Below are 19,058 nucleotides of genomic sequence, written 5' to 3'. Positions count from 1 at the left end.
GCCTCGGCGGCCTCGGCGCCCCTGGCGAACCGGCGCGAGGCCCCATGACCACGGTCGTGGCCGTCCGCAAGAACGGCCAGGTCGCCATGGCGGCCGACGCGCTCGTGACCTTCGGGGACACGCGGCTCACGCACCGGCAGGAGGCGAACCAGAAGATCTTCTCGATCGAGGACGCCGCCGGCCACAGCCTGTTCGCGATGGCCGGCGCCGCGGCGCACTTCCTGGTGCTGCAGCATGCACTGGCCGCGCAGCCGCGCGAGTCGCTGCTGTTCGGCAGCAAGCACGAGGTGTTCCGCACCTTCACGATGCTGCATCCGGTGCTCAAGAGCTCGTTCTTCATGGAGACCAAGGAAGACGACCACGAGCCCTACGAGTCGAGCCAGTTCACGATGCTGCTTGCCAACGCGAGCGGGATCTACGGCATCTACAGCTACCGCGAGGTGTTCGAGTTCAAGCAGTTCTGGAGCATCGGCTCGGGACGCAGCTTCGCGCTCGGTGCCATGCATGCGGTGTACGACCAGAAGTCGCGCTCGGCGCGCGACGTGGCGGAGGCGGGGATCGCCGCCGCCTGCGAATTCGATCGCAATTCGGCCGGACCGGTCGACTCTCTCACACTCAAACTGAAAGTGTCCAAATGAGCGAACAACAAATCAAGGTGCCCGACATCGGCGACTTCGACGAAGTGGCGGTGATCGAGGTGCTGGTGAAGGTGGGCGACACGGTGAAGGCCGAGCAATCGCTGATCACGGTCGAATCGGACAAGGCCTCGATGGAGATCCCGTCGTCCGCGGCCGGCGTGGTGAAGTCGCTGGCGGTGAAGGTGGGCGACAAGGTCAAGGAAGGCTCGGTGGTGCTGACGCTGGAGGCGGATGCCGCCGCCGCGCCGGCGCCGGCTGCAGCGGCCCCGGCGCCCGCCGCCGCGGCGCCCGCGCCCAAGGCTGCGGCGCCCGCACCGGCCCCGGTTGCGGCACCCGCGGCCTCGAACTACGGCGGCAAGGTCGACGTCGAATGCGACGTCATCGTGCTCGGCGCCGGCCCCGGCGGCTACTCGGCCGCCTTCCGCGCGGCCGACCTCGGCCTGAAGGTCGTGCTGATCGAGCGCTACGCCACCCTCGGCGGCGTCTGCCTCAACGTCGGCTGCATCCCCTCGAAGGCGCTGCTGCACGTGGCCTCGGTGATGGACGAGGTCAAGCACTTCGCCGACCTCGGCGTGAGCTTCGCCGCGCCCACGGTCGACCGCGCCAAGCTGCTGGGCCACAAGAACAAGGTGGTGAGCAAGCTCACGGGCGGCCTCACGGCCATGGCCAAGATGCGCAAGGTCACGGTGTTGCGCGGCGTCGGCAACTTCGTCGACCCGCATCACATCGAGGTCGAGGAGACCTCGGGCACGAGCTGGAACACCACCGGCAGCAAGCAGACCGTGAAGTTCCGCAGCGCCATCATCGCCGCCGGTTCGCAGGCCGTGAGCCTGCCCTTCATGCCGAAGGACCCGCGCGTGGTCGACTCCACCGGCGCGCTCGAGCTCGGCACCGATCCCAAGCGCATGCTGATCCTGGGCGGCGGCATCATCGGCCTCGAGATGGGCACCGTGTATTCCTCGCTCGGCGCGCGCCTCGACGTGGTCGAGATGCTCGACGGCCTGATGCAGGGCGCCGACCGCGACCTGGTGAAGGTCTGGCAGAAGATGAACGCGCCGCGCTTCGACAACCTCATGCTCAAGACCAAGACGGTCGGCGCCGAGGCCACGAAGGAGGGCATCAAGGTCACCTTCGAGGGCGAGAACGCGCCCAAGGAACCGCAGGTCTACGACCTGGTGCTGCAGGCCGTGGGCCGCAGCCCCAACGGCAAGAAGATCGGCGCCGAGAAGGCCGGCGTGGCCGTGGGCGAGCGTGGCTTCATCCCGGTCGACATCCAGATGCGCACCAACGTGCCGCACATCTTCGCCATCGGCGACATCGTCGGCCAGCCGATGCTGGCCCACAAGGCGGTGCACGAGGCGCACGTGGCGGCCGAGGTGATCGCGGGCGAGCTCAAGGGCGACAAGGAACTCGCGAGCGCGGCCTTCAATGCCCGCGTGATCCCGAGCGTGGCCTACACCGACCCCGAGGTGGCGTGGGTGGGCCTCACCGAGGACCAGGCCAAGGCCGAGGGCGTGAAGGTCAAGAAGGGCCTGTTCCCCTGGACCGCCTCGGGCCGCGCCATCGCCAACGGCCGCGACGAGGGCTTCACCAAGCTGCTGTTCGACGCCGAGACGCACCGCATCCTCGGCGGCGGCATCGTCGGCACCCATGCCGGCGACATGATCGGCGAGATCGCGCTGGCCATCGAGATGGGCGCCGACGAGATCGACATCGGCAAGACCATCCATCCGCATCCCACGCTGGGCGAGAGCATCGGCATGGCGGCGGAAGTGGCGCACGGGACCTGCACCGATTTGCCGCCGCAAAAGCGCTGAGGGATCGGGGGGGCCGCCTCGCGGCCTTTGCCCAAAGAAAAAATCCCGCGGCAGCGGGATTTTTTTCGTCCCGGCCCCAGTGCGAAGTGGGCCGAAGGAGGGGAATTCAGTCGCCGGTGCGAGCCGAAGCCGCGGCGGCGCGGATCTCGTCGTTCGATCCGCCGCCGAGCACGCGGCGGGCGCCGTCGAAGCGGCGGCTCCAGTAGCTGCCGTTCATGTCTTCCACGCGCACCTGTGCGCCCGAGCGCGGCGAGTGGATGAACTTGCCTTCACCGACGTAGATGCCGACATGGCTGAAGGCGCGGCGCATGGTGTTGAAGAACACGAGGTCGCCGGGCTTGAGCTCGCTGCGGTCGATCTTCTCGGTGGCGGCGGCCTGTTCTTCCGCGCGGCGCGGCAGCATGTGGCCGACCGTCTGGTTGTACATGGCGCGCACGAAGCCGCTGCAATCGAAGCCGGTGTCTTCAGAGTTACCGCCGCGGCGGTACGGAACACCGAGGAAACCGATGGCAGTCATCACGAGGTCGGAGGTGCGCTCCGTGACGGTCTGGCGGACTTGCCTCAATTGCCCCACCAGGCCCTTTTCGGCCAGCAGTTGGCCGACTTCGTCGGACCGGTCCGGTGGTTGGGGAGCTGCGTGGGCAGCGACGGCAATCAGGAGGGACGCGGGTAGGACGAAAAAACGCATGGCGCGTAGGATATTGATGACGGCGGGCACTGTCAATTTGATCTGAATTAGAGATTGTGCCGCCAACCCGTTGATTTACTTGAAAAATTTGAATCATCGGACAACTAAAATGTAACGGTCGACCGGTGATGCCGGATAAACAGTTCGGCCTCCAAGACCCTTCGAAGTCGACAACTGTCTTCATGTGGGTTTGAAAAACCGCCAAGATCATTCGTTTTGCGGGGAAAACACATGAAATCGCTGTCAGAGACCTCCCGGCGCGTCGTCGGCCGTGTTTTCGTCATGTTGGGTTTGATCTTTGGCGCGGCCGCCATGGCGCAGGGGCGATCTGAGACGGTGGCCACGGGGCTCGAGAGCCCCTGGGGCGTGGGCTTCCTGCCGGGCGATCGTTTCGTGGTGACCGAGAAGCCGGGGCGCATCCGCATCGTGGCGAAGGACGGCAAGCCGGGCGCGCCGCTGGCGGGCCTGCCGCCCATTGCGGCCGGCGGGCAGGGCGGCTTGCTCGACGTGCTCGTCGACACGGACTTCCGCAGCAACCGCACGCTGTACTTCTGCTTCTCGGAGCCCGATGCCGGCGGCAGCGCCAACAGCACCGCGCTCGCGCGGGCGCGGCTGTCGCCCGACGACACGCGGCTCGAGAACCTGCAGATCATCTTCAGCCAGAAGCCCAAGGTCGCGAGCCGCGCCCACTTCGGCTGCCGCATCGTCGACGGCGGCGACGGCACGCTCTACCTCACGCTCGGCGACCGCTTCAGCCGCAAGGAGGACGCGCAGCGGCTCGACAACCACCTCGGCAAGATCGTGCGCATCCGCAAGGACGGCAGCGTGCCCGACGACAACCCCTTCGCCGGCCGGCCCGGTCCGCTGCCCGAGATTTGGAGCTACGGCCATCGCAACGGGCAGGGCGCCACGCTCGGGCCCGACGGCCGCCTGTGGATGACCGAGCACGGCCCGCAGGGCGGCGACGAGATCAATGTCGTGCAGGCCGGCCGCAACTACGGCTGGCCCGTCATCACCTACGGCGAGAACTATGGCGGCGGCAAGATCGGCGACGGCATCACGGCCAAGGAAGGCATGGAGCAACCGCTGCACTACTGGGTGCCGTCGATCGCGACCTCGGGCATGGCCTTCCTGACCAGCGACCGCTATGGCGCCGCGTGGAAGGGCAATCTCTTCGTCGGCTCGCTGAAGTTCGGCTACCTCGACCGCATCGAGCTCAAGAACGGCAAGGTGGTGGCCGAGCACAAGCTGCTCGAGGACGGACGCGCGCGCATCCGCGACGTGAAGCAGGGGCCCGACGGCCTGCTCTACGTGCTGACCGACGAGTCGAACGGCAAGCTGCTGCGGCTGCGGCCGAACTGAGCATCAGCCGGGGCAGCCGGGCAGCGACAGTGTCGGCAGCATCCGCTGCCACAGGCGTCGCCATTCGGGCCAGTCGTGGCCGCCCTCGGTGGTGAAGACGCGCGGCGCCGGCAGTACGCCGGCCAGCAGCCGGTGGCTGAAGGCGAAGCGGTCGTCGAGCCCGTAGCCCAGGTATAGCGGTGGGCGCGGGCCCGCCGTCTGCGTATGGCCCGCGTAGCCGCGCAGCCATTGCCAGAGCTGGGTTTCGTTCGGCGTGCGCGGGGGCGCGGTGGCCGCGTCGAGCGGCCCGTTCCATTTCGCGAGGCCGCCCGCGTTGGCGATGTCGGTGCTCAGCGTACGTTCTCCCAGGTAGGGCGCGATCGCCACCACGCCGGCCAGCTCGCCCGGATGCGTCTGCGCATAGAGCAGGCCGCCGAAGCCGCCGAGCGAGATGCCGACGATCCAGATCTGGCGGTAGCCCTGGCGCCGCGCGGGTGCGATCACGTCGGCGTTCAGCCGCTCGAGCACGGTCCTGTCGTTGTAGTAGCCCAGGTGCGCGTCGACCAGCATCACGTCGACCGCGAGCCGGTTCTCGCGCACCGCCTCGACGAAACCCTCGCGCTCGAACTCGTCGGGCGTCGAATAGGCGCCCGGCAGCATCACGAGCAGGGTGTCGGCCTGGCGCGTGCAGCGCTGGGTCTCGAGCATGGTCGCCAGCGGCACGGTGCTCTTGCGCACGCCGCCGCAGCCGGCCAGCAGCAGCGCGGCGCCCACGCCGAGGGCCGCGAGGCAGAGCCGCTTCGTCAGGACTTTCATCCCGCCCAGTCTAGGCGGCGCGATGAGGCTTGGGCAGTTCGACCATCACCGGCTGCCCGGGCGTCGTGCACCCCGTGTCGCAGCACTTGCCGGGCTGGCGGTTGCGCGTGATCGCGCGCTGCGGATCGTGCGGCGCGGCCGCGGGCGAGCCGTCGGCGGCGATGCCGCGCTCGAGCAGCCGCTCGACCAGCTCCACCTTCGAGCCCACCGGGTAGTGGCGCCAGATCTCCTGCTTCATCGCCGCCGGCGAACCGCCGCCATGCAGGCTGATCACGCTGTACCAGCCGCCCTGGTAGCCGGCCGTCAGGTCCTCGATGAAGCGGGCCGCCTCGATGCGCTGCTCGTAGGGCACGGCCGGATTGGCGCGCAGCACGTCCGACAGCCGCGCCGCGGTCTCGGGGTTGTGGTCCTCGTCGGGGCCGGGCAGGGTGACGATCAGGCCGCCGCTCACGGTGTGGGCGATGCGGTGCATGTCGTAGATCTTGGTCGCCAGCAGCAGCTTGCCGATGTTGCTGAACACCGGGTCGGGCATGAAGACCGGGCAGTGCTCGTCGGCCTTGCCGTAGACGCTGGCCGCCACGCCGCAGGCGAAGAAGCCCTCGGTGATGCTGATGAGCTCGACCATCTGCTCGCGCAGATGGCTCTCCTTGCCCGGGTCGAAGCCGTTGGCCTCGCACATCAGCGCGCCGGCGCCGATCAGCAGGTCGCCGAAGCCCGCGCGCGCGCCGATGCAGCTGTGGCGGTGGTGGGTGGCGTAGCTGTAGGTGAGGTGGCCCGAATGCTCCCAGCTGCCGTTGGAGCCGTCGTAGAACACGCGCTCCCAGGGCACCAGCACGCGGTCGAAGATGCACACGCCGGTGCTCTGGCCGTACTTGCGGCTGAACAGGGCGTCGCCATGCTCCAGCTTCTCGCCGGGCCGCCCGGCCGGGCGTGCCACGATGGTCAGGCCCGGCGCGTCGAGCGGCACCGCGCAGCAGACGGCGAAGTCGGCGTCCTCGCGGCCCATGTTGCGGCAGGGCATGACCAGCAGCTCGTGCACGTAGGGCGCGCCGGTCACGATGGCCTTGGTGCCCGAGATCACGATGCCGCGCGCGTTGCGCTCCACCACGTGCACGTAGCTGTCGACGTTGGCCTGCTCGTGCGGCCGGCGGCTGCGGTCGCCCTTGGCGTCGGTCATGGCCACGCCCAGGGTCAGGTCCTGGTCCTGGACGCGGTGCAGGTACTCGAGGAAGCGCGCCGTGTGCTCGCCGCTGCCGCGCGCGTCGTCGATGCGCGCCGACACCTGGGCGATCGCGTTGAGCGCGTCGTGCGTGAGGTAGCGCTGCGCGCAGCCGGTTTCCTGGCACACCAGCCGCACCGCCTCGAGCTTGTTGAGCAGGTCGCCGGCGCTGGTGTTGATGTGCGAGAGCCGGTTCACGCGCTTGCCGCTGGTGTGCTGCACCGCGGTCATCAGCGGTTCGTACTGCGTCTTCAGCGCATGGTCGTAGGTCAGGGCGATGGCGTTGATGCCGGGGCGGAACGCCGGCTCGTCGGCCACGCTCTCGACCCGCCGGCCGTCGACGTAGACGACGGGCTTGTAGCGGCGCAGCGATTCGCGGTAGTCGGCGCCGGACATCAGCGCGGCCGAGGGAAGCGGGGCGTTCATCGTGGGTGTCTCCGGTGGTTGTCGTGCAGGCCGGAACGGGCCGGCTTCGCGAAATTTAAACACTGTTCAAAAAATTGATCAACCGTTAAGAAAAATGAGCAACGCTTAAAAGAAGGGCTACAGTCCAGCCCATGCAGGCCAAGCTCCAACGACGACAGACCCTGAGCGACGCGCGCCGCGCGCTGGTGCTCGACGCGGCGCGGGCCGTGTTCTCCGAGGCCGGCATCGAGGGCGCGAGCATTCGCGAGATCGCGCGCCGCGCCGGCTACACGCCCGGCGCCATCTATTCGTACTTCGAGAGCAAGGAGGCGATCTATGCCGCGCTGCTCGACGAATCGCTGCTGCGCCTGTGCACCGCGGTGGCCGAGGCCGAGGCCTTCGCGGACCGGCCCGCGCTGACGCTGGCGTCCAAGGCGCGGGCCTGGTTCGGCTTCTACGCGGCCCATCCGCGCGAGCTCGACCTCGGCTTCTACCTGGTGCACGGCATGCGGCCGCGCGGCCTGACCAGCGAGCTCGACCATGCGCTCAACGACCAGTTGAAGGAGGCGCTCAACCCCTGCGAGGAAGCGCTGCGCGCGATGGGGCTCGATGCCGCCGACGCGCTGCGCGAGAACACCGCGCTGTTCGCGCACGGCGTGGGCCTGCTGCTGATGCGGCACACCGGGCGCATCCGCATGTTCGGGCAGTCGGCCGATGCGCTGTTCGAGGCCTACATCGGGCAGCTCGTGGCCCGCGTCGGGGCGCCGGCCGCCTGAGCCGGTCCGCACGCCGGTGCTTTGGTGTTAGTTTCCAGGGTTTCGGGCGCACGGCCGCCCCGCAACCCTCGTCAGAAGAAAGAACCCCGCCCATGCTGCTCGACGCATCCCAATCCCAACTCGTGCTGGTCGACTATCAGGCTCGACTGATGCCGGCGATCTTCGAGTCGGAGGCGGTGGCGCAGAACGCGGTCCGCCTCGGCAAGATGGCCCGGCTGTTCGACGTGCCGGTCTTCGGCACCGAGCACAACCCGTCCAAGCTCGGCGAGAACCTGCCCGACATCCGCGCGCTGTGCCGCCGCACGCTGCCGAAGATGCACTTCAGTGGCGTTGAAGAGGGACTGGGCGAATGGCTGCGCGTGCCGGCCAAGGCGCCGCAGGGCAATGCGCGCAGCCTGCCCAAGCACCTGCAGAAGCCGGCCGCGGCTGCCGAGGAGCGCAACACCATCGTCATCGCCGGCTGCGAAGCCCATGTCTGCCTGCTGCAGACGGCGCTCGACCTGCTGGAGGACGAGTTCGAGGTCTGGGTCGTCACCGATGCCTGCGGTTCGCGCACCGAGCGCAACCGCGACGCCGCTTTCGACCGCCTGGCCGGCGCGGGCGCCGAGCTGGTGACGACGGAGATGGTCGGCTTCGAATGGCTGCGTACGGCCGAGCATCCGGCCTTTCCGGAGCTGCTCGCGCTGGTGCGCTGAGAGGGTCGGGCTACCTTCCATCTAATAGAAGAGGGGCGGCAGCCGGCCGGCCCCGGTTTCATCCGCTTGTGGCGCGCGTCAGCCTGCTGCAAGATCGGGCTCCATAATTATGAATTCAGTTTCGGCGCCAACCTTTCGCAGGTTCGGCGCCGGGCCGATTTCCCAAGATCAGGAGACAACACCGATGAGCCGCTACGAAGAATTCCACCGCCAGTCCATCGACGCGCCCGAGGCCTTCTGGGCCGAGCAGGCCCGGCTCATCGACTGGCAGAGCCCGCCGCAGAAGATCCTCGACGCCGGCCAGCCGCCGTTCGCGCGCTGGTTCGTCGGCGGCACCACCAACCTGTGCCACAACGCCGTCGACCGCCACCTGGCCGAGCGCGGCGACCAGCCGGCGCTGATCTTCGTCTCGACCGAGACCGGCACCGAGAAGAGCTACAGCTTCCGCGAGCTGCATGCCGAGGTGCAGCGCACCGCCGCCAGCCTGGCCGACCTGGGCGTGGGCCGCGGCGACCGCGTGCTGATCTACATGCCGATGATTCCCGAGGCCGCATTCGCGATGCTGGCCTGCGCGCGCATCGGCGCCATCCACTGCGTGGTGTTCGGCGGTTTCGCGAGCGGCTCGCTGGCCACGCGCATCGAGGACGCCGAGCCCAAGGTGGTGGTGAGCGCCGACGCCGGTTCGCGCGGCGGCAAGGTGATCGCGTACAAGCCGCTGCTCGACGAGGCGATCCGCCTGTCGAAGCACAAGCCCGACGCGGTGCTGCTGACCGACCGCGGCCTGGCCCCCATGGCGCTGGTGGCGGGGCGCGACCACCTGGCGAGCGAGCTGCGGCAAAAGCACCTCGACGCGCAGGTGCCCTGCACCTGGCTCGAGTCGACCGAGATCAGCTACACCATCTACACCAGCGGCACCACCGGCAAGCCCAAGGGCGTGCAGCGCGACGTGGGCGGCTACGCGGTGGCGCTGGCCGCGAGCATGAAGCACATCTTCGACGGGCGGCCCGGCGAGACCTATTTCTCCACCAGCGACATCGGCTGGGTCGTGGGCCACAGCTACATCGTCTACGGCCCGCTGATCGCCGGCATGGCGACGGTGATGTATGAGGGCCTGCCCACGCAGGGACTCGATGGCCAGCCCGACGGCGGCATCTGGTGGCGGCTGGTCGAGAAGTACAAGGTGACGGTGATGTTCAGCGCGCCGACCGCGGTGCGCGTGCTCAAGAAGCAGGACCCGGCGCTACTCAAGACATACGACCTCTCCACCTTGCGCGCGCTGTTCCTGGCCGGCGAGCCGCTCGACGAGCCCACGGGCCGCTGGATCGCCGAGGGCCTGGGCGTGCCGATCATCGACAACTACTGGCAGACCGAATCGGGCTGGCCGATCATCACCATCGCCAACGGCATCGAGAAGAAGCCCAGCAAGTTCGGCAGCCCCGGCGTGCCGATGTACGGCTACAAGGTGAAGATCCTGCACGAGTCGACCGGCGAGGAACTGACCGCCCCGAACGAGAAGGGCGTGGTCGTGGTCGAGGGCCCGACGCCGCCGGGCTTCATGCAGACCATCTGGAAGGACGACGCGCGCTTCGTCAACACCTACTGGAAGAGCGTGCCCGGCAAGATGGTCTATTCGACCTTCGACTGGGGCATCCGCGACGAGGACGGCTATTTCTACATCCTCGGGCGCACCGACGACGTGATCAACGTGGCCGGCCACCGGCTCGGCACGCGCGAGATCGAGGAAAGCATCTCGGGCCACGCGGGCGTGGCCGAGGTGGCCGTGGTGGGCGTGGCCGATGCGCTCAAGGGCCAGGTCGCGATGGCCTTCGTGGTGCCCAAGGACGGGCAGGCCGTGAGCGACGACGCCGTGGCGCTGAAGCTCGAGGGCGAGATCATGAAGACCGTGGCCGACCAGCTGGGCGCGCTGGCCCGGCCGGCGCGGGTGCGCTTCGTGGGCGGGCTGCCCAAGACCCGCAGCGGCAAATTGCTGCGCCGCGCCATCCAGGCGGTCTGCGAGGGCCGCGATCCGGGCGACCTGACGACCATCGACGACCCCGCCACGCTGCAGCAGATCAAACTGTTACTCAAGCCGGCCTGAGCGCCACGCCTGGGGGGTTGTGCATCCGCTTTCAACCGTCATATGGTTGGCGTGGCACAATCGCCCGGTACTCAGGCCCTTCCCCAGCCACAGTCGCATCCGCCAATCGGTTCAGCCGTGTCGCGGAAGGTTTCTTAAACCAGCTCGTGCTTCCCACAGGGAAGCGAAGGTCAGCGCAATATGAGCGATTCATCGACTCCATCGGTGTATGCCGCCTACCAAGGCAACACCTATCTCTTCGGCGGCAACGCGCCCTATGTCGAGGAGATGTACGAAAACTACCTCGCCAACCCCGGCAGCGTGCCCGACAACTGGCGCACCTACTTCGACGCGCTGCAGCACGTCCCCGCCGCCGACGGCACCAACACCCGCGACGTTCCGCACCAGCCGGTCATCAACGCTTTTGCCGAACTGGCGAAGCAGGGCACGACCAAGGTCGTGCAGGCCAGCGGCGCCGATTCCGAACTCGGCCGCAAGCGCACTGCCGTCCAGCAACTGATCGCCGCCTACCGCAATGTCGGCGCCCGCTGGGCCGACCTCGACCCGCTCAAGCGCGCCGAGCGTCCCGCCATTCCCGAACTCGAGCCCTCGTTCTACGGCTTCACCGACGCCGACCTCGAGACGGTGTTCAACACCAGCAACACCTTCTTCGGCAAGGACACCATGTCCTTGCGCGACCTGCTCAACGCACTGCGCGAAACGTACTGCGGCACCATGGGTGCCGAGTACATGTACACCACCGACCAGAACCACAAGCGCTGGTGGCAGCAGCGGCTCGAAAGCGCCCGCACCAACCCCAAGCTCAGCGCCGAGCAGAAGAAGCACGTGCTCAACCGCCTGACCGCGGCCGAGGGCCTCGAGCGCTTCCTGCACACCAAGTACGTCGGCCAGAAGCGCTTCTCGCTCGAAGGCGGCGAAAGCTTCATCGTCTCGATGGACGAGCTGATCAACCAGGCCGGCGCCAAGGGCGTGCAGGAAATCGTGATCGGCATGGCCCACCGCGGCCGCCTCAACGTGCTGGTCAACTCGCTCGGCAAGATGCCGGCCGACCTGTTCGCCGAGTTCGACCACACCGCGCCTGAAGACCTGCCCAGCGGCGACGTCAAGTACCACCAGGGCTTCAGCTCGGACGTGACCACCCCCGGCGGCCCGGTCCACCTGAGCCTCGCGTTCAACCCTTCGCACCTCGAGATCGTGAATCCCGTGGTCGAAGGCTCGGTGCGCGCGCGCATGGACCGCCGCGCCGACCCGCTGGGCAAGCAGGTGCTGCCCGTGATCGTGCACGGCGACGCCGCCTTCGCGGGCCAGGGTGTCGTGATGGAAACGCTGGCGCTGGCCGAAACCCGTGGCTACTCCACGGGCGGCACGGTGCACATCGTCATCAACAACCAGATCGGCTTCACCACCAGCGACCCGCGCGACAGCCGCTCGACGCTGTATTGCACCGACATCGTCAAGATGATCGAGGCGCCGGTGCTGCACGTGAACGGCGACGATCCCGAAGCCGTGGTGCTCGCCACCCAGATCGCGCTGGACTTCCGCATGGAATTCCAGAAGGACGTGGTCGTGGACATCATCTGCTTCCGCAAGCTGGGCCACAACGAGCAGGACACCCCCTCGCTGACCCAGCCGCTGATGTACAAGAAGATCGCCCAGCACCCCGGCACGCGCAAGCTGTACGCCGACAAGCTGGCCGCGCAGGGCCTGGGCGACACGCTCGGCGACGACATGGTCAAGGCGCAGCGCGCCGCCTTCGACGAAGGCAAGAACACCGTCGACCCGGTGCTGACCAACTTCAAGAGCAAGTACGCCGTCGACTGGAGCCCGTACCTCAACAAGAAGTGGACCGACGCCGGCGACACCGCGATTCCCTCGAGCGAGTGGAAGCGCCTGGCTGAGAAGATCACCACCGTGCCGCAAGGCTTCACGGTGCATCCGCTGGTCAAGAAGGTGCTCGACGACCGCGCCGCCATGGGCCGCGGCGACGTCAACGTCGACTGGGGCATGGGCGAGCACATGGCCTTCGCCTCGCTGGTGGCCAGCGGCTACCCGGTGCGCCTGTCGGGCGAGGACTCGGGCCGCGGCACGTTCACGCACCGCCACGCCGTGCTGCACGACCAGAACCGCGAGAAGTTCGACGAAGGCACCTACACGCCGCTGCAGAACGTTGCCGACAACCAGGCCCCGTTCGTCGTGATCGACTCGATCCTGTCGGAAGAAGCGGTGCTCGCGTTCGAATACGGCTACGCCTCGAACGACCCGAACACGCTGGTGATCTGGGAAGCCCAGTTCGGCGACTTCGTGAACGGCGCGCAGGTGGTGATCGACCAGTTCATCGCCTCGGGCGAAGTCAAGTGGGGCCGCGTCAACGGCCTGACGATGATGCTGCCGCACGGCTACGAAGGCCAGGGCCCCGAGCACAGCTCGGCGCGCCTCGAGCGCTTCATGCAGCTGAGCGCCGACACCAACATGCAGGTGGTGCAGCCGACCACGGCCAGCCAGATCTTCCACGTGCTGCGCCGCCAGATGGTGCGCAACCTGCGCAAGCCGCTGATCATCCTCACGCCCAAGTCGCTGCTGCGCAACAAGGACGCGACCTCGCCGCTGGCCGAGTTCACCAAGGGCAGCTTCCAGACCATCATTCCGGAAAGCAAGGCGCTCAAGGCCGAGAAGGTCAAGCGCCTGGTCGCCTGTTCGGGCAAGGTCTACTACGACCTGGCCAAGAAGCGCGAGGAACGCGGCGACGACGACGTGGCCATCATCCGCGTCGAGCAGCTCTATCCGTTCCCGCACAAGGCCTTCGCGGCCGAGATCAAGAAGTACCCGAACCTCGTCGACGTGGTGTGGTGCCAGGACGAACCGCAGAACCAGGGCGCCTGGTTCTTCGTGCAGCACTACATCCACGAGAACATGCAGGAAGGCCAGAAGCTCGGCTACGCCGGCCGCGCGGCCTCGGCCTCGCCGGCCGTCGGCTACTCGCACCTGCACCAGGAACAGCAGAAGGCACTGGTCGATGCCGCCTTCGCCAAGCTCAAGGGCTTCGTGCTGACCAAGTAATAGAACGATCTCCTTTCAACACGAACAACCCGCTCGGGCGCATGTGGCACGGCCACATCGCCCGATCCCCCACGAGGGGCGGGCCGGGCGAACCCCGGCCCCAGGGGCACACACAAATCAAAGCGGAGCAAACTCCAAATGTCTATCGTAGAAGTCAAAGTCCCTCAGCTGTCCGAATCGGTGGCCGAAGCCACCATGCTCACCTGGAAGAAGAAGGCCGGCGAAGCCGTCGCCATCGATGAAATCCTGATCGAGATCGAGACCGACAAGGTCGTGCTCGAAGTGCCGGCGCCCGCCGCCGGCGTGCTGGCCGAGATCGTGCAAGGCGACGGCGCCACCGTCGTGGCCGAGCAGCTGATCGCGAAGATCGACACCGAAGGCAAGGCCGGCGCCGCCGCTCCGGCCGCCGCGCCCGCCGCTGCCGCCCCGGCACCCGCCGCCGCTGCGCCCGCGGCAGCCGCTGCTGCCGCCACCGGCGGTGCCAAGTCCGACGTCGCGATGCCCGCCGCCGCCAAGCTGCTGGCCGACAACAACCTCAAGACCAGCGACGTCGCCGGCACCGGCAAGGACGGCCGCGTGACCAAGGGCGACGTGCTCGGCGCCGTCGCCTCGGGTGCCACCGCCAAGGCCGCGCCCGCCGCGATCCCCGCGCCGGCCGCCAAGCCCGCGCTGCCGCAGGTAGCCGCGCCCACCAGCGCGCCGGACCTGGGCGAGCGCCCCGAACAGCGCGTGCCGATGAGCCGCCTGCGCGCCCGCATCGCCGAGCGCCTGCTGCAATCGCAGTCGACCAACGCCATCCTCACGACCTTCAACGAAGTCAACATGGCGCCCGTCATGGAACTGCGCAAGCGCTTCCAGGACAGCTTCACCAAGGAACACGGCGTCAAGCTCGGCTTCATGAGCTTCTTCGTGAAGGCCGCGGTGCACGCGCTCAAGAAGTACCCGGTGATCAACGCCTCGGTCGACGGCAACGACATCCTGTACCACGGCTACTTCGACATCGGCATCGCCGTCGGTTCGCCGCGCGGCCTGGTGGTGCCGATCCTGCGCAATGCCGACCAGATGAGCTTCGCCGACATCGAGAAGAAGATCGCCGAGTACGGCAAGAAGGCACAGGACGGCAAGCTGGGCATCGAAGAGATGACCGGCGGCACCTTCTCGATCTCGAACGGCGGCACCTTCGGCTCGATGCTCTCGACCCCGATCATCAACCCGCCCCAGTCCGCGATCCTCGGCGTGCACGCCACCAAGGACCGTGCCGTGGTCGAGAACGGCCAGATCGTCATCCGTCCGATGAACTACCTGGCGATGAGCTACGACCACCGCATCATCGACGGCCGCGAAGCCGTGCTGGGCCTGGTCGCCATGAAGGAAGCGCTCGAGGATCCGTCGCGCCTGCTGTTCGACATCTGAGGAGGAAGAATCAGATGGCCAACAAACAATTCGACGTCATCGTCATCGGTGGCGGCCCCGGCGGCTACATCGCCGCCATCCGCGCGGCGCAGCTCGGCTTCAACGTCGCCTGCATCGACGAGTGGAAGAACGGCAAGGGCGGCCCGGCACCGGGCGGCACCTGCACCAACGTCGGCTGCATCCCCTCGAAGGCGTTGCTGCAGTCGTCGGAGCACTACGAGCAGGCGAACCACCACTTCGCCGACCACGGCATCAAGGTCGAGGGCCTCGGCATCGACCTCGCCAAGATGCTGGCCCGCAAGGACCAGGTCGTGAAGCAGAACAACGACGGCATCCTGTACCTGTTCAAGAAGAACAAGATCAGCTTCTTCCACGGCCGTGGCGCGTTCGAGAAGGCCGGCGACGCCGGCTACGACATCAAGGTGACCGGCGCCGCCGAGGAAACCATCACCGGCAAGCACATCATCGTCGCCACCGGCTCCAACGCCCGTGCGCTGCCCGGCGCGGCCTTCGACGAGGAGAACATCCTCTCGAACGACGGCGCCCTGCGCATCGGCGCGGTGCCGAAGAAGCTGGGCCTGATCGGCTCGGGCGTCATCGGCCTCGAGATGGGCTCGGTGTGGCGCCGCCTCGGCGCCGAAGTCACGGTGCTCGAAGCGCTGCCGACCTTCCTCGGCGCGGTCGACGAGCAGATCGCCAAGGAAGCCAAGAAGGCCTTCGACAAGCAGGGCCTGAAGATCGAGCTCGGCGTGAAGGTCGGCGAGATCAAGTCGGGCAAGAACGGCGTGAGCGTGGCCTGGACCAACGCCAAGGGCGAAGCCCAGACGCTCGAGGTCGACAAGCTGATCGTCTCGATCGGCCGCGTGCCCAACACCATCGGCCTGAACGCCGAAGCCGTGGGCCTGAAGCTCGACGAGCGCGGCGCCATCGCCGTGGACGACGACTGCAAGACCAGCCTGCCGAACGTGTGGGCGATCGGCGACGTGGTGCGCGGCCCGATGCTCGCGCACAAGGCGGAAGAAGAGGGTGTTGCCGTGGCCGAGCGCATTGCCGGCCAGCACGGGCACGTCAACTTCAACACCGTGCCGTGGGTGATCTATACCAGCCCCGAGATCGCGTGGGTCGGCCAGACCGAACAGCAGCTCAAGGCCTCGGGCCGCGCCTACAAGGCCGGCACCTTCCCGTTCCTGGCCAACGGCCGCGCGCGTGCGCTCGGCGACACGACCGGCCTGGTCAAGTTCCTGGCCGACGCGACCACGGACGAGATCCTGGGCGTGCACATCGTCGGCCCGCAGGCCAGCGAGCTGATCTCCGAAGCCGTGGTGGCGATGGAGTTCAAGGCCAGCGCCGAGGACATCGCGCGCATCTGCCACGCGCACCCCTCGCTGTCGGAAGCCACCAAGGAAGCCGCCCTGGCGGTGGACAAGCGCACGCTGAACTTCTGATCCAGCGGCGACCCCGCTGCGGGCGGCCATTCGCTGGCCGCCCGTAGCCCCCAACACCTAGCATTCCGATCCCTTGAGCGTCAAACAGGCCTACGAAGCGGAACTCGCCACACGCGGGTTCAAGAGCGATCCCGCGCAGCTGAGGGCCGTCGAGGCGCTCGATCGCTGCGCCACGGAATGGGCCGCGTACAAGTCGCAGCGTTCCAATGCGCTGAAGAAGCTCATCAACCGGCCCGAGCTGCCGCGCGGCGTCTACATGTACGGCGGGGTGGGGCGCGGGAAGAGCTTCCTGATGGACCTCTTCTTCAACGCCGTGCCGCTGCGGCGCAAGACGCGCCTGCACTTCCACGAGTTCATGCGCGAGGTGCACCGCGAACTGCGCGAGCTGCAGGGCACCGTCAACCCGCTCGACGAGCTGGGCCTGCGCATCTCGAAGCGCTACAAGCTGATCTGTTTCGACGAGTTCCACGTCGCCGACATCACCGACGCGATGATCCTGCATCGGCTGCTGATGGCGCTGTTCGAGAACGGCGTGGGCTTCGTCACCACCTCCAATTTCAAGCCCGACGACCTCTATCCCGGCGGGCTGCACCGCGACCGCATCCTGCCCGCCATCGAGCTGCTGAACCAGAAGCTCGAGGTGCTCAGCGTGGACAACGGCACCGACTACCGACGCCGCACCATGGAGCAACTGCGCATGTACCTGACGCCGAACGATGCCGGCGCCGAGAAGGAGATGCGCAAGGCCTTCGAGAAGCTGGCCGAGACGGCCGACGAGAACCCGGTGCTGCACATCGAGTCGCGCGAGATCCGCGCGCGCCGCAAGGCCGGCGGCGTCGTCTGGTTCGACTTCAAGACGCTGTGCGGCGGTCCGCGCTCGCAGAACGACTACCTCGAGATCGCGAGCCAGTTCCACACCGTGCTGCTGTCCGATGTGCCGCACATGCCGGTGCGCATGGCCTCGGAGGCGCGCCGCTTCACCTGGCTGGTCGACGTGCTGTACGACCGCCGCGTCAAGCTCATCATGTCGGCCGAGGTACCGGCGGAGGCGTTGTACACCGAGGGGCCGCTGGCGCACGAGTTTCCGCGCACGGTCTCGCGGCTCAACGAGATGCAGTCGGCCGAATTCCTCGCGCTGGAACGCCGCATCGTCGACACTCGCCTCACATGAAGAAAACCCTCGTCCTTGCCCTGTGGATGTCGTTGGCCGGCCTGCCGGCCTGGGCCCAGTCCAGCGCCGCTGCCGGCGTCGCCGATCTCGAGGCCGAGCGCAACCGCCTGGCCAGCGAGCGCGCCGCCATCGAGGCGCGCTACGAGAACGAGCGCAAGGCCTGCTACGCCAAATTCGCGGTCGAGGACTGCCTGCGCGACAGCCGCGCGCGCCGCCGCACCGAGAACGACCACATCAAGCGCCAGGAATCGTCGATCAACGACATCGAGCGCCAGCGCCGCGGCGCCGCCGAGCTGCGCAAGCTCGACGAGAAGAAGACCACCGAACGCCCGCAGGATTCCGCGCAGCAGCGCGAGCAGTCCCAGCAGAACCAGCGCGAACGCGAACAGCGTGCCGCCGACCATGCCGAAGGCCGTGCCGCGACGGCCGCGGAAGCGCCCGAGCGCCAGCGCCAGTTCGACCAGAAGCAGAGCAACCAGGCCGCCGAGCAGGCCAAGGCCGCGCAGCGCCGCGCCGAGGCGCCCGCGCAGGCCCAGCGCTACGAGGAAAAGCAGCGCAAGGCCGAGGAGCACCGCGCCAGCCGCGAGCGGCAGAACACCAACCGCACCAAGCCGCGTGGCGCGCCCCTGCCGCCCGCGGAGCCGGCTGCGAAGCCCTGACCGCCGCGCAACGGCCCGCGCGGGCCGCGGAGATTTCAGGCTGCCGGCAGGGGCTCGAGCTTGAGCACCGCGATCGAGATGTTGTCGCCGGTGCCATGCGCCCGGCGGCGTGCTTCGCCCACCAGGATCTCGACCGCATCGCGCGGCGGCTGCGCATGAAGCACGCTCGCGAGTTCCTCGGGGGTGAAGTAGTGCCACAGGCCGTCGCTGCAGGCCATCAGCAGGTCGCCGGGCTGCATCCTCGGCACCTGGTCGGGTGCGATCGGCGGCGGCGTCGAGCGCATGCCCAGGCAGCCGAGCAGGATGTTGCCCTGCGGATGCACGTTGGCCTCGGCCTCGGTGATCTCGCCGCGGTCGATCAGCGTCTGCACGTACGAATGGTCGCGCGTGCGCTTGATCAGCCGGCCGTCGTGGAAGTGGTAGATGCGCGAATCGCCCGCGTGGATCCAGGCGCAGTCGCCGGTCGGGTTCATGAGGAAGGCGGCCAGCGTGCTGTGCGGTTCCTGCTCGCTCGACACGGCGGTGAGCTTGATCACCGTGTGCGCGTCCTCGAGCAGCTGGCGCAGCAGCGCCTCGGCTTCGTCGCGCGCCGGGTTGTAGCGCGCGAAGAGCTGGCGCGCGGTCATCAGCACCTGGTCGGAGGCCTTGCGTCCGCCGCTGCGCCCGCCCATGCCGTCGGCCACCACGGCGAGCACGCAGCCCGGCGTGCGCGGATGCGCGATCAGCAGCACCTGGTCCTGCTGGTAGGGGCGGTCGCCCTTGTGCAGGCCGGTGGCGGCAACGAGTCGAAAGCCTTGGGTCATGAGCGCGAATGCGCCGA

The 19,058-nt window shown here is 68.0% G+C and carries 15 protein-coding genes; 11 read left to right on the top strand and 4 right to left on the bottom strand.

What is annotated here, in order from left to right:
- Positions 1-44 precede the first annotated feature (44 nt).
- The gene (locus tag AC07PU_RS06485; protein ID WP_057593671.1) at positions 45-638 is read left to right on the top strand and encodes an Ntn hydrolase family protein; all 594 of its coding nucleotides are present in this window, start codon (positions 45-47) and stop codon (positions 636-638) included.
- Positions 635-2,455 (top strand): dihydrolipoyl dehydrogenase, encoded by a 1,821-nt coding sequence (gene lpdA, locus AC07PU_RS06480; RefSeq protein ID WP_495316191.1) that lies wholly within the window; start codon positions 635-637, stop codon positions 2,453-2,455. Before AC07PU_RS06485 ends, lpdA (AC07PU_RS06480) begins: the two co-directional genes overlap by 4 nt.
- Positions 2,456-2,561: 106 nt before the next feature.
- Here lpdA (AC07PU_RS06480) and AC07PU_RS06475 read toward each other — a convergent pair whose 3' ends face one another.
- A complete protein-coding gene (locus AC07PU_RS06475) occupies positions 2,562-3,143 on the bottom strand; it encodes a C40 family peptidase (RefSeq protein ID WP_093342645.1) in 582 nt (193 codons plus the stop codon).
- Between the two features lie 282 nt (positions 3,144-3,425).
- Between AC07PU_RS06475 and AC07PU_RS06470 the strand changes: the two genes are divergently transcribed.
- Positions 3,426-4,505, top strand: coding sequence for a PQQ-dependent sugar dehydrogenase (locus tag AC07PU_RS06470; protein ID WP_495316189.1), 1,080 nt, complete (start codon positions 3,426-3,428; stop codon positions 4,503-4,505).
- A gap of 3 nt (positions 4,506-4,508) precedes the next feature.
- Here AC07PU_RS06470 and AC07PU_RS06465 read toward each other — a convergent pair whose 3' ends face one another.
- The gene (locus AC07PU_RS06465; protein ID WP_495316187.1) at positions 4,509-5,300 is read right to left on the bottom strand and encodes an alpha/beta fold hydrolase; all 792 of its coding nucleotides are present in this window, start codon (positions 5,298-5,300) and stop codon (positions 4,509-4,511) included.
- Positions 5,301-5,310: 10 nt separating this feature from the next.
- Entirely contained in the window at positions 5,311-6,945 is a 1,635-nt protein-coding gene (locus AC07PU_RS06460) for a 4-hydroxyphenylacetate 3-hydroxylase family protein (protein WP_495316185.1), read from the bottom strand.
- 131 nt (positions 6,946-7,076) lie between these two features.
- On the opposite strand from AC07PU_RS06460, the gene AC07PU_RS06455 reads away from it, so the two are divergent.
- From AC07PU_RS06455 to AC07PU_RS06420, 8 genes are all read left to right on the top strand, one after another.
- Positions 7,077-7,700 carry a TetR/AcrR family transcriptional regulator gene (locus tag AC07PU_RS06455; RefSeq protein ID WP_209540735.1) on the top strand — a complete coding sequence of 208 codons (624 nt, stop codon included), beginning with the start codon at positions 7,077-7,079 and terminating at the stop codon, positions 7,698-7,700.
- Between the two features lie 92 nt (positions 7,701-7,792).
- Entirely contained in the window at positions 7,793-8,395 is a 603-nt protein-coding gene (locus tag AC07PU_RS06450; protein ID WP_093342637.1) for an isochorismatase family protein, read from the top strand.
- 109 nt (positions 8,396-8,504) lie between these two features.
- Positions 8,505-10,493, top strand: coding sequence for a propionate--CoA ligase (locus AC07PU_RS06445; protein ID WP_495316182.1), 1,989 nt, complete (start codon positions 8,505-8,507; stop codon positions 10,491-10,493).
- A gap of 180 nt (positions 10,494-10,673) precedes the next feature.
- The gene (locus AC07PU_RS06440; protein WP_093342634.1) at positions 10,674-13,550 is read left to right on the top strand and encodes a 2-oxoglutarate dehydrogenase E1 component; all 2,877 of its coding nucleotides are present in this window, start codon (positions 10,674-10,676) and stop codon (positions 13,548-13,550) included.
- Positions 13,551-13,688: 138 nt separating this feature from the next.
- A complete protein-coding gene (odhB, locus tag AC07PU_RS06435) occupies positions 13,689-14,963 on the top strand; it encodes a 2-oxoglutarate dehydrogenase complex dihydrolipoyllysine-residue succinyltransferase (protein WP_093342632.1) in 1,275 nt (424 codons plus the stop codon).
- A gap of 14 nt (positions 14,964-14,977) precedes the next feature.
- Positions 14,978-16,408 (top strand): dihydrolipoyl dehydrogenase, encoded by a 1,431-nt coding sequence (gene lpdA / locus AC07PU_RS06430; RefSeq protein ID WP_431512467.1) that lies wholly within the window; start codon positions 14,978-14,980, stop codon positions 16,406-16,408.
- Positions 16,409-16,481: 73 nt separating this feature from the next.
- Positions 16,482-17,579 (top strand): cell division protein ZapE, encoded by a 1,098-nt coding sequence (gene zapE, locus AC07PU_RS06425; protein ID WP_093342630.1) that lies wholly within the window; start codon positions 16,482-16,484, stop codon positions 17,577-17,579.
- Positions 17,576-18,238: a hypothetical protein gene (locus AC07PU_RS06420; protein WP_093342628.1), complete on the top strand. Its 663-nt coding sequence runs from the start codon at positions 17,576-17,578 to the stop codon at positions 18,236-18,238. The genes zapE and AC07PU_RS06420 overlap by 4 nt, the downstream gene beginning before the upstream one ends.
- A 35-nt stretch (positions 18,239-18,273) precedes the next feature.
- Here the strand turns inward: AC07PU_RS06420 and AC07PU_RS06415 are convergent, their stop codons facing one another.
- Positions 18,274-19,041 carry a PP2C family protein-serine/threonine phosphatase gene (locus AC07PU_RS06415; RefSeq protein ID WP_093342626.1) on the bottom strand — a complete coding sequence of 256 codons (768 nt, stop codon included), beginning with the start codon at positions 19,039-19,041 and terminating at the stop codon, positions 18,274-18,276.
- Positions 19,042-19,058 lie beyond the last annotated feature (17 nt).

This window comes from Variovorax sp. GW821-FHT10D07 (assembly GCF_059415325.1).
This window is presented reverse-complemented; position numbering and strand designations above follow the sequence as displayed.